The 11,399-nt window shown below is 34.0% G+C and carries 11 protein-coding genes; all 11 read right to left on the minus strand.

Features of this window, described 5'->3' with window-relative positions; translation table 11 throughout:
- Nucleotides 1–34: 34 nt before the first annotated feature.
- Nucleotides 35–1,732, minus strand: a complete 1,698-nt coding sequence (locus tag AC4BB5_RS16900) for a hypothetical protein (RefSeq protein WP_490457217.1) — start codon at nt 1,730–1,732, stop codon at nt 35–37.
- A gap of 32 nt (nt 1,733–1,764) precedes the next feature.
- The gene (locus AC4BB5_RS16905) at nt 1,765–2,502 is read right to left on the minus strand and encodes a hypothetical protein (RefSeq protein WP_490457218.1); all 738 of its coding nucleotides are present in this window, start codon (nt 2,500–2,502) and stop codon (nt 1,765–1,767) included.
- Nucleotides 2,503–2,521: 19 nt separating this feature from the next.
- Nucleotides 2,522–3,502 carry a DUF5067 domain-containing protein gene (locus tag AC4BB5_RS16910; protein WP_490457219.1) on the minus strand — a complete coding sequence of 327 codons (981 nt, stop codon included), beginning with the start codon at nt 3,500–3,502 and terminating at the stop codon, nt 2,522–2,524.
- 58 nt (nt 3,503–3,560) lie between these two features.
- Nucleotides 3,561–6,161 carry a YfhO family protein gene (locus AC4BB5_RS16915; RefSeq protein ID WP_490457220.1) on the minus strand — a complete coding sequence of 867 codons (2,601 nt, stop codon included), beginning with the start codon at nt 6,159–6,161 and terminating at the stop codon, nt 3,561–3,563.
- A 24-nt stretch (nt 6,162–6,185) separates the two neighbouring features.
- The gene (gene lepB / locus AC4BB5_RS16920; RefSeq protein ID WP_490457221.1) at nt 6,186–6,758 is read right to left on the minus strand and encodes a signal peptidase I; all 573 of its coding nucleotides are present in this window, start codon (nt 6,756–6,758) and stop codon (nt 6,186–6,188) included.
- A 25-nt stretch (nt 6,759–6,783) separates the two neighbouring features.
- The gene (lepB, locus tag AC4BB5_RS16925; protein ID WP_490457222.1) at nt 6,784–7,482 is read right to left on the minus strand and encodes a signal peptidase I; all 699 of its coding nucleotides are present in this window, start codon (nt 7,480–7,482) and stop codon (nt 6,784–6,786) included.
- Between the two features lie 27 nt (nt 7,483–7,509).
- Entirely contained in the window at nt 7,510–8,175 is a 666-nt protein-coding gene (locus AC4BB5_RS16930; protein ID WP_490457223.1) for a hypothetical protein, read from the minus strand.
- A gap of 43 nt (nt 8,176–8,218) precedes the next feature.
- A complete protein-coding gene (locus AC4BB5_RS16935) occupies nt 8,219–9,289 on the minus strand; it encodes a WxLIP family cell surface protein (RefSeq protein ID WP_490457224.1) in 1,071 nt (356 codons plus the stop codon).
- Nucleotides 9,290–9,398: 109 nt separating this feature from the next.
- A complete protein-coding gene (locus tag AC4BB5_RS16940) occupies nt 9,399–10,184 on the minus strand; it encodes a WxL domain-containing protein (protein WP_490457225.1) in 786 nt (261 codons plus the stop codon).
- Between the two features lie 35 nt (nt 10,185–10,219).
- On the minus strand, nt 10,220–11,017 hold the full coding sequence (locus AC4BB5_RS16945; protein WP_490457226.1) for a WxL domain-containing protein: 798 nt from the start codon (nt 11,015–11,017) through the stop codon (nt 10,220–10,222).
- Entirely contained in the window at nt 11,014–11,397 is a 384-nt protein-coding gene (locus tag AC4BB5_RS16950) for an EF2685/EF0750 family sortase-dependent surface protein (RefSeq protein WP_490457227.1), read from the minus strand. The genes AC4BB5_RS16945 and AC4BB5_RS16950 overlap by 4 nt, the downstream gene beginning before the upstream one ends.
- Nucleotides 11,398–11,399 lie beyond the last annotated feature (2 nt).

The raw sequence follows: 11,399 nt of genomic DNA on the forward strand, positions 1-11,399 counted from the left end.
ATCCATCTAAAGTCCGAGATTTATATAAGCAATTTTATATTAAAACTTTATTATTATTTCTTTTTTGACTTTCCCCATTTGAACCACGACTATTTGACTTTACGATATAAAATGATAAAAACACCACAGTCGTAAGCGTCACTATATAGGAAATTTTTTGAATCGCTGTCTCTTCATACTTAAAAGTTAAACGACCAGTCCCAGTAACTTCTACTTCACAAAAACCATAAGGAATTTCACTTTTCTTTATTTTACTGACAGTTGCTTGTCCGTCTACTTCTACCTGGTAGCCTTTATAATAAATAATTGGAAAGAGTAACCTTGTTTTTTTCGCTTCTTGAAAATCTAAGGTCATAACATCATAGTTTCGATTTAGATTACTAACCTTTGTAGAGGGTGGCTCAATGATTAACTCATGAGCATTCATCATGTATTTAAACCCACTAGGCAAATATTCACGCCCATATCCTACTATTTCTGGATCTATCTTTGAAAAAAAGGAATATGGAACATATCGGCCTTTTTCAAATAGTCCATTTTTTATTTCCAACTGATAAAAAACACTTGAAGCAAAAAGTAAAATACCAATTATTGGAAGATATAATCGCTGAATTGACCTTCTTTTTGGGAGTAACTCTCCTAGCTCTTCACTGATAAGCCAACTCATACACAATGTAACTATCGTAAAAAAGCGCCACGGAAATTGAATACTATTTAGTATCGTTTGATTAAATAAACGGTAAGGAAAATAACTAGTTGATAAAAATAAAAATAGATAGCTAACAAACAATAATTGTTTACCAAGCAATGAAAGTTTTTTCACTCTGAACAAAAATACCGCCATCATAATAAAGATCAGTATTCCTAGGTTGTTGAACCCAATATTCTGCCAAGCATTTTTTAAATAATATGATAAAGATTGTGCTGTTTTTTCTAAGTAAAACATAGGGTCAGTTTGAACCATTAATTTTTGAAACTGTAGTTGTTCCAACATTGGAAAGAAATACATAGCGACTAGCCCCAGCGTACTAACTGCAGCAATTACCAAAAATAAGACTCTTTGCTTTTCCTGTACTAGCTTACCCCAGTTCAAAACTAAGAATACAACGATAAATAAACAAAAGATAAACGCTGTAATCAAGTGACTGGCAAACAATAATGACATTCCAATAGTCAAAAAGTAAAATTGCTTGTATTCCCCATCAACAATTTTCAAGAGTCCGACAAACGCAATCGGAAGAACCATCAACGCTAAAATTTCTCCCAACGCTGCTCTAAAAATCACATCACTCAAACGGTACGAAGCTAAACTATACAACAAAGAAAATAAGATACTTTTTTGTGAGTTTTTGCTCCAGAAATGAAAAGAATGGTAACTTATAACAAAAGTAAAAAAATTAATTCCAACTAGATAAACAATATACGATTGTGAAATTGTTAATCCTGTTAGTCGTAATAACGCTGCTGGATATAAAAGTAAATCAGGATAAAAAATATTTGAAGCATAGCCCATTCCATTCAAGAAAAAATAATTGATTCTAGGGAAAAAGGTGCCATTTAAGATCGACATTTTTAACCCTTCGATACGTCCTAAATGAAACTGAATATCATCACCTAAAAATAATCGTTGCTGATGTATCATAGATAGGTAGATACTGCTGATACTCAAAAAAAAGAACAAACTGTATAATAATAGAAAAAAAAGAATTTTCTTCCGCCTAATATTTTTCAATGTATACCTCCTATCCCTTTTTTACATTTACTCTATGATTGCTTATCAATTACATCTGTAATATAAAAATATATTTGGTTGATATTTTCCTCATCATCAAGTTCTACAGCTATAGATTTTTGCAGTTCATTGGCCGCTTTTGCAGCTTCAATATTTTCGTATACTTGTAACACTGAACCTTTGAGCTTTCCTTCATCCTTCTTTATCAACTTATGCAGATCATTCAAATTTTTCCCAAGATTTATATTAATTACACTACTGATATCTTTGATTGTCTCATCTAAATCATTTTTAGGTAATTGTCTTTCCTTAGATGGATTTGAAACCGTCAACGTTTGATTTTTTAGCGTAACTACCTTTTGTTTCTGGTCAAATTGATATTCAAAATCGATGTAGGTAAATAACTTCAACTCATCCTGCTGATAATACTTATTGATCCCTCTAAAATAAAGATTCTCTCCATCTGTAGTTATTGAGTACTCAATTGGTTCTAAACGGCTCTCTTTCGTCACAAAATGCTTGTTGAAGACAATTTGAATATCATCATAATATTTAGGAAGTTCTACTGAAAATTTTTCTTCAAGCAATTTTTTTACTTCTTTTTCACTTAATTTTCTATACTCAAACTTACCAAATGGCTTTTCTTTTTTTCCTTGCCAGGTTAACGGTTTATCTTTTGCATTCAAAGTGTCATGACCGTTGGATGTCGTGCATCCACTTAAAGTAACGGTCAGTAGGACAAACAGCAGTAAGCCTAACTTTTTTTTCATGGCTATCCCTCTCTAATACTCAGTTTTCTGGCAAATCAATTGATTGTGCCGGCTGGTCTTGAAATTCTTCACCTGAGAAATTTAATATGACGCGTTTATCCTCAGTAGCTAATTCATAGACAAATGCTGCCTCAATTGTTTGTCCTTTTTCAATTGGCTTTGTCCCATTTTTTATTAGTTCTTTTACATCTAATTCAGGATTTTCTTCTGAGAGTTTTCCTTCAGCCAATACTTGCTCTGATTGTGTAGCAATAACTAGTTTTTGGCTTTCGTTTGGAATCAACGATTCTTTGGTTTTATTGGTGAATTGATAACGAATTACTAACAGCGAACTCTTATCTCCATTTGGCAATTTCATTACCCCGTCAATCAAAATAGACATCTTTTCATTTTCGACCTTGATTTCATCTCCAACCTCAGACTCTTCCGTTTGCTCAGTTGTTAGAGTATCACTCGTCTTAGCATTCTTTTCAATTAAAGTCTCTACACTAGCATCGATTATTTTAGATCTTTCTTTATAATCACCATCGTTTGCAGAATAAAAAATCATTTCTACAAAACCGTTAGTCGTTTCGACATAATAGAAATGTGCCCAAACATCTTTATCCTTAAATTTAGTATTTAAGGTATATTTAACTGCCGGTTGTTTATTGATTTCGTATTCCTTCATGTAAACACCAGATAAGTCTTTATAATTGTATCGTTTTTGTAATTCTAGTCTTGTTTTTTCAGCAAAGTTTTGACGGTCCACTTCAGATTTCAGATACGTCAGAATAAATAGATGAGAATTACTTTTAGTATCCTCTGCGCCGTAGACTGCCTGACGGTTGTATGTTTCCTTGCCAGTCTTATCTTCTTTCCAAGTGGATGGTAACTTAACTTCATAGGTGACACCCTGACCAGAAAATGTTGTTGCTGTTTTAGATAATTTTACTGAACAGCCCGTCAATAAAAACATAAAAAAACAGAGAATGGCCATTTTTCTATATGTGTATTTCATTCGTTGCTCCTTTCTATCTTAGCTGAAGTAAAAGTGATCAGTTTACCTTCTCGTTACTCTATGAACTCTTTTTTACTTGTTTTTTATCTTTTCGAGACGCTCTCCAAACAAACAACAAAAATAGGATTGGACAAATAACAAATAAACTAGCTCCGAGAGCAAATCCTTGTGGAAGGAAAACTAACGCTAACTCATGTTTTCCAGCTGGTACTGTAACAGCTAAAAAAGCTTCTTCTACAGCTTTAATAGGTACTTCTTTTCCATCTAGGTAAGCTTTCCAACCTGAATCATAAGGAATTGTAGTAAACAGCACGTTTTCTTCTGTGGAATTGATGCTTGTTGTTACTTTTCTTCCTTTCCCCTTAAACGCTACGCCTTTATCCTGTGCAGCTTGAACCATGGACTTGAAGTTTTCTGTATTCAATATCAAGGTATCCGGACGCATCATTTTCACCACGGAAACACCACGAAAAGCTACTTTCACGGTGACTGTTGTCGCTTTCTCATAATACCCCAGATTATAATATTGCCCTGTTCTAGCCATATCAGCTGCCCTACTAATGCCATTTACGGTTACTTCCGCCACCGCATCGCGCATCGCTCCACTATTTTCTACTAGTAAATTCAGATACGCTTGAGAATGCGCGGGTACATCAACAGACCACGTCATGACTTTGTCTGCAGAAGGTTTTTCTTCTGAGAGATATAAAATATCTCCTTCTCGTTGCACAATCAAATTTTCTTTGTGGATTTCTTTTGGTTCTTTAAAATAAAAAAGTGGTTGTTTGCTTCCTGCCAAATGTTTGATTAAGCTTTCTTGGTTCTGAAACGCTTCTTTTCGATAAATCCCTTTGTCAGTCAGCATCCCTAAAGGTAAAACATATTGATTTTCATATAAAGCATAGTTACCGCTACTTTTTATTTTATTAAACCCATATTTCATAGGTGATTTTTGCCCTAAGTTATATTTAATTCCTAGTAGTGCATCCATTAAAATCGTATTATTTTTATAATCAATATTCAGATTTGTCCCTGGCGATCGAAATCCTAGTTGATTCATGTAACTAGATGAGTGACGATTTCTAATTGATGAAAACATAGAAACACCACTATAACCATAATTAAAACTCTCGTTATGAGAAATAGGATCCACATTGGCCATTCGATAAAAATCTGGTGTTAATGCCTGGGTTTCATCAGTCAAAGTCTTAATATCTTGATAATACTGACTATATAGTTCCCTTTTGGGATAATTCCAGTCTTTTCGAACTCCAGCAATCATAGCATGGGTATTAAACACCAGTTCGACACCCAATACAATCAGGAACACGGCTGGAAGAAATTTCCGATAATTCTTTTTTGTATAGTACACATAACACAGCCCCACATACATTACTAAAAATAATAGTGATAGAATCAGCGAGTCTCTTGTAATATAGTCATATCTTTTTTTATTTGCAAAAAGGTATGCACTAATAAATAGCCCTAATACAACGATTCCTATATTTACAATTTGGTTCAGTTCTTGTTTTTCCATCTTCTCAATACCGTAACCCGCAAAGAGCAATATAAAAAAGGAAAGTAAGAAACTAAATCGAAAAAGAAACATATTAGGTGAATGAAGCCCATGCCAGAATAAATTTAACGGCTGAATATAAATGCTTGCTACCAAAATGATGCCTAAGCTTCCATAAATAATTTTTTCTCGTAATAAGACTCTTTTCGTCACAAAATAAAAGATACAAAATAATAACGGAAAAATTCCAACATAAAAAAATGGAGCAGCCTCATATTTAGACGTGTCATAAACAGCATTCATGCTCTTCACAACCATGTCCCATGTCCCCACATCTGGGGTTATCAAACGATTTATCTCAGTTAAACCTTCTCCATTATTACTTAAATCAAAAATTGTGGGCAAAATCGTAATCATCGAGGTGCATCCAGCAAGAATTGATGTGATTAAATACATGACGATTGACTTTTTATACTGTTTCCAATTCGTAAAGCTCCGAGCAAAAAAGTATAAAAATGTAAATACACCTACCATAAATGCCATATAAAAATTAGATAGAAATAACAAAAGATAGCTCATGAATAAAAGTATAGGTTTTTTATCGTCCATTACTCGATGAATACCGAAAACGATCAACGGCAAATAAATCAACGCATCCAACCACATGATCATCGGTGAATAAGCGATACTGTAACTCATCAAGGCATAGCTAATACTTAATCCTACTCTTACCCATTGCGGTACTTTGAATGTATAATGAGCAAAAATAAAAAAACTAAGCCCCATACAGCCAAATTTTATTAAGGTAATAACATACATGGCATCCGGTATATGTAAATTGTCAAAGAAAAAAACAATCGGAGTAAATACTCCATTTAAGTAATAACTCATCAAAGCCCAGTAATTCAAGCCTAAAGAACCGTACCAAGTATAAAAAATATCTTGTTTTCCATGTAACATGTTATTAAAACTAGCATAAAAATTAGAAAATTGTGCAAAAGCATCACTAGCTAACAGCGTCGTTTCACTTCCTAAATAAATACCTTGCCGATAATAAACAAACACTAAAACCAATACGGGTACAATAAAACTTGTCAATACCGACCAACGATTTACTCTAATAAATTCTCTGAGTTTTTCCATAGCTACCTCACTTATCTCTAAAATTTATTCGTTCAAAAACCCCATTTTTACTATGGGATAATAGCGATAAATAACCGTTCCTTCTATTTGGGTTTGATCGATCAAGCCTAAATGTCGACTATCTCTAGAATTATTGCGATTATCGCCTAAAACAAAAAACTTATTTTCTGGAATTTCTGTCATATGTTCTAACAACCTAGAAACCTCTTTTGTTACAGTCACCTCTGTTATTTCATTTGATTGATCACCATCAAACAAGGCTCGCTTCTTGTTTCCTTGACTATCAGGAGTAATGATAGTCAGTCGTTGCTTATCCAGTCTAATCACACTGCCAGGAACGCCTATCACTCTTTTTACATAGGTTTTGCGCGGATCATCTTTTGGGTTAAATGTAATCATTTCATGAGATGTCGGATTTTTTTCTTTCAATACTAAAATCTTATCACCGTTTGTTAAAGTCGGTTGCATCGAATAACCATCTACTTGATGTGTTTTTACAAAAATCAAAAAACTCAAGCCACCAATGATCAAGCAGAAGAAAAAAAACTTATCTTTATTTCTGAAACGCAACAATGACGTTCTTTTTTCTTTATGCATTGCTCCTTTTTTCCTTCTTTCTTTATTAAAAATGAGTCATTCGATGTAATGGAAAAATTCTAAGTTCAACAACCCCAATGATATCTTTTTCATCAATATAACCAAACTCTCGACTATCTGCTGCATACGATCGATTATCTCCCAAAACAAAATATTTTCCTTTTGGAATTTGTTGGTCCCCTAATACCTCACTTAAAGAGAAGTCCTTTGTGAAAGTACTATTGCTGTTTTTTGATGTAATAAGCTGTTTTTCTATAAAGCGCTCAACAAGCTCTATATCATCGATAAACAACTGATCCTTTTTATAATAGAGAGACTCCAATGGCAACCCTATAATCCGTCGAATTGACTTTGCTCCACTTTCTGGATCTTTGTAATAAATCAAACTAAACCGTTTCAGCTTCCCTAATTTATTAACAAATAACCTATCTCTGTCTTCCAAAGTGGTCATCATAGAATAACCTTCCATACTTGGTAACGAAAATGTAAAGAAACTTAACAGTACAAACAGTATGCTAGAAATTATCAGAGTAATTGTAAGTTCTAGCATGATCTGTTTATAGTTCTTTTTCTTTCGCTTTTTTCTATATCCAGTTGCTTTTTTTCTGACAATCATCGGTTTTTCTTTTTTTGACCGTTTCCTTTTATGTGGTTTTCGGGATTTTTTGGAACCAATCCGCTGTTTTTCATTTGATGATTCTTTCTTTTTTTTTGATTTTGTCATTTTCTGTTCCTGATACTTTCTTTAAAACTACTTCTTTTGTTTTAATGCAGATTCATTCACTTTAAAGACTTCAAAAATTTGTTTTTGGCTTTTTTTAATTTTCTTGATATCTTCTAAATAGTTAGATACATATGTGGAATCATTTAAATTTTCAAGTCTACGGTTACTTAAATTAACACCAAATTCACGTACTAATGTATAATAGCGGTTCAACTTTTTTTGTCCTTCAATACTCAACCCGCCAAAAGCACTTTTATTTCCATAAGTAATCATTAAAGAGGTCATATCCGCTAGTTTTTCATTTACTTTTCCAGCATCACTTCCATCTGCCAGACCTCGTAAATCTTTCTCTATCTCTTCAACAAGAAAGTAACTTTGTACAATAGCATTTGCATCTTCCGTTTCTAAATGCGTTTGTTGATAATAACGAGCATACGTTCCACCGCTAAAAGTTCCAATAGCTAAAATGAGTAAAAGTATACTTGATTGAATAGTTTTTCTTTGTTGCTTCTTGATTTTTGAAAGTATTCGTTTGATTTTTTTCTTTTTCTGCTTATTTCTAATTTTTTTACTCTTTAGCGAATTATATTTTTTTTGTTTGTTTATCGATAAGATAAGACAAATCAATCCAAAAAAGAGGAAAAGAACAGAAGTTGATAACATTAAGATAAATAGCCAATCTAATATACTCACTCTACTTGTCCTCCTTTAACTGATAAATAAAGAATTTCTAATGTCATTTCTTTTTATTTTTCTTTTTTCTTTTTTTAGAATCGGATTTTTTCTGAGAAATTATACGAACGATAATGAAGATAATCCCAATAACCAAAATAACGCCGCCTGCAACCATTGCAATCAATTTCCAATCAATTCCTTGCTCTTGTACTAGCGTGACATCTTGAGCATTGTATTTGTCTGCTTCTTCTTTTGTAATCTTAAAATCACTTGACCATTCCCACTTTTGATCACCACTTGTCACAAGTATGTGCCCTGTGTAGTCTCCTGCCTCCATACGTTCTCCATTCATTTCAACAGGAAAATCAATCATTGAATTAGGAGCCATTCGCATATTTGTCTTTTTCGTATCATATAAAATTTCAGTGGAACCTTTTTTCATTACTTGCATATCAATTGTCATATCATTCAAGAATGCAGCATGGATATTTGAAAAATTCACAAATACTGCATTTCGATAATTAGCTAATTCTGGGTAAAATTTTTCGAATTTAATATCTGGTTTTACTTCTGTATCCGTTTCTGTTAATACCATTCCTAAAACATAAGCATAACGGTTAACGATTTGCTTCTCTTTTTTTTCTTTTTCTAATTGCTCATCCGATTTTTTCACTTGCATTTGAATACCGCCAGCAATGATTCCGTCATAAGAAGTTGCGGGCATAGCGATCTCCAAGTTCAATGGAATTTTTTGTTTTGCCGGAATTTCAATCGTTTTGGGTCCTTTGACAACATCTTGAAACTTATGTTTTAAAGAAGGATCATCTTTCAGCCTTGTTGGTCCAAACTCAAGTACACCGTTTGAATTCGTTTTTGCGCCATTCAGCTTAATTTCTACAGTAACATCTTTATCCGTGATATTTGCCATTTCAATTTGAACTGTTTGCTTTTGACCTGGTGTCATTTTTAAATTGAAATAACCCGCGTCTCCTATTTGATTCTCTGGGCGAATCATTTTAAAATTGAAATTCCCCACATCTTCAGCCTCAGCTGCGTATGTATCTATTGAGGTCATTCCAAAACAAGCTATGTATAAAATCAAAGAAAACCAAATTGCTTTAAATTTTTTCATCTTTTTAAACATCCTACTTTCTTACTAAGAAACAGTCCGCCGTTCTATGAACGGCAGACTACTTTTGTTCTTTTTTATTTTTGGATTACGGAAAGTTCTTTCTTACGATTTATGGTAAGACATTCATTGACCAAGTGATTTCACCATGGTAGCCATTGTCTATGAACAATTCAGAATCGTCTTTAATATTTAGTTTTACAGATTTTTCTGAATCTGTTGCATCACCTGCTGCGTATGTTCCGAATAACATTTTGAATTTACCACGGCCTTTAGTAGCATCTTCATGTCCTAAAATTTGTGTTGGTTGACCAAATTCAACAGCTGTTGTTGCAACTGCTTCTGTTGGTGTTAATGCATTTGTTGAATCTGTTTCAGATTTAACACGTCCATTTAAGAATTGTAAAGTTGCGCCATCTAATTTTTTCTCTGTATTAGATGCTCCAACAGTTGTTTTTAATTCGCTTGTGATTTGTGCAGTAATTTCGTATTTGTGCTCTAACTCAGTACGATCGTCCACAAATTCAACATAGTTAGGTGCGATCATTTTATCTGTAGAACCTTCTTGCCCGTTAGCAACAAAGTTTTTCGCGAAGAAATGACGTCCTGTTCCTGACGCAGCTGAATTATCTGATCCAAAGTTTAGAGGTGTGATTGCTCTAACACCAAAAGTACCAGCATCTGTTGTTACTAGACCACTAGTGATTGTTCCTTCACCACTACCGTCACCTGAAGTAAGAGTATTTGTTGTTCCTTCGCCTGTATTAGCAGTAAATTGGATATCCATCCCTGCTGCTGGTGCTGCTCCTGGCGCTGCTTTTACTGAATTTGGTACTGCTACTGCGATACCAACCGCTGCTAATAAAGCTGCTCCGCATAATTTGTGTGTTAATTTCATTTGTGTTTCCTCCTAATATATTGTGTATAATTTATTTATGGTAGCTCGGATATAATCCAAGTTAACACCGTTGTATAAGTTCCAGCTTTTTTCTCCGTTGCTTCTGGAACCGTTAATTGTACTGCATTATTGATGTATGCATTTTTATTTACGGGTTCATCAATAATTGATTTCCCTTGGGCATCTAGCTTAGGAATCAGAGTACCTGCTTGTCCGCTATTGTTCTCATCAGAAGCACCAAAAATGATGCTCCAAGTTCCTCCGCCATTTCCAAAGTCAGCTTCAGCTAAATTGTATGTCTCTCCAATGTTATTCAAGCGAATAACTTCTTTTGAAACCTTTGGTGACAATGATTGAGCTTTTTTAGAGTTTGTCCAAGAATTATCAAATGACAGGACTGCGCCTTTTAGAATATTGTTTTCTTCTTCGAGATTTTTAAACTGCTCCTCTTGACGTAGTTGTAAGGTCCAACCAACGGGGTTAGAACGATAATCTGATACTTGGACAAATTGTCCTCTTGGTCCAGTTTCTCCTTTAAATTGCTGAGCATTGACTGGAAAAACAATATTCTTATCAGCAATTTTACTTGCTCCAAAGTTAAGTTCAGGAACAAAGTCGATACGTAAAGAACCTTGTGTTCCATTGACAGTATTAGGATCAACAATCACGTCTGGATTTTCAGGATCTTTAATACCATTTCCTTCATCTGGACGATTGGAAAATTGAATCTCAGCACCTGCGCCTCCCTCTTGAGCTATGGCTGTCTGAAAAGTTGTTGTCCAAAACAAACAAGAGAGAGCGACTATGATCACCTTTTTAGTTTTCATCTTCATCTTTCCTCATCCCTCCTCTGCTTTGCTTGATTTTTACGTCTCAGCAAATACAGAACTAACACAATTAGTAGCAATAAAATACCACTTATTGACAAACTTTTTTTCACTAGTTCGCCAGTAGATGGGTATCTACCTTTAGGTTTAGTAGGAAGGTTCGACTGACTAGAGATTGTTGAACTTGAAGACACAGAATCGCTATTAGAAGATGGGTCAGTTGAGCTGTCACTTGAAGAAGAATCATTTTCAAGAAAAGTAATTTGACCTTTTGTTTGGACCACTCCACCAGTTTCCGCAGCCTCCACTGTTTGAAATTGCCCTAAAAACAGAAGGCAGGCTAAAATGAAGGGCAACATATACCGTACATGATTATTTTTTTTCATGA

Source organism: Enterococcus sp. AMC1252, from assembly GCF_058216515.1.

Excerpts from the sequence above, each read along its gene's own strand:
- lepB (WP_490457221.1), bottom strand. The coding sequence starts at position 6,758 with ATGCATAAAGAAAAAAGAACGTCATTGTTGCGTTTCAGAAATAAAGAT.
- AC4BB5_RS16935 (WP_490457224.1), bottom strand. The coding sequence starts at position 9,289 with ATGAAAAAATTTAAAGCAATTTGGTTTTCTTTGATTTTATACATAGCT.
- AC4BB5_RS16910 (WP_490457219.1), bottom strand. The coding sequence starts at position 3,502 with ATGAAATACACATATAGAAAAATGGCCATTCTCTGTTTTTTTATGTTT.
- lepB (WP_490457222.1), bottom strand. The coding sequence starts at position 7,482 with ATGACAAAATCAAAAAAAAAGAAAGAATCATCAAATGAAAAACAGCGG.
- AC4BB5_RS16915 (WP_490457220.1), bottom strand. The coding sequence starts at position 6,161 with ATGGAAAAACTCAGAGAATTTATTAGAGTAAATCGTTGGTCGGTATTG.
- AC4BB5_RS16950 (WP_490457227.1), bottom strand. The coding sequence starts at position 11,397 with ATGAAAAAAAATAATCATGTACGGTATATGTTGCCCTTCATTTTAGCC.
- AC4BB5_RS16940 (WP_490457225.1), bottom strand. The coding sequence starts at position 10,184 with ATGAAATTAACACACAAATTATGCGGAGCAGCTTTATTAGCAGCGGTT.
- AC4BB5_RS16905 (WP_490457218.1), bottom strand. The coding sequence starts at position 2,502 with ATGAAAAAAAAGTTAGGCTTACTGCTGTTTGTCCTACTGACCGTTACT.
- AC4BB5_RS16945 (WP_490457226.1), bottom strand. The coding sequence starts at position 11,017 with ATGAAGATGAAAACTAAAAAGGTGATCATAGTCGCTCTCTCTTGTTTG.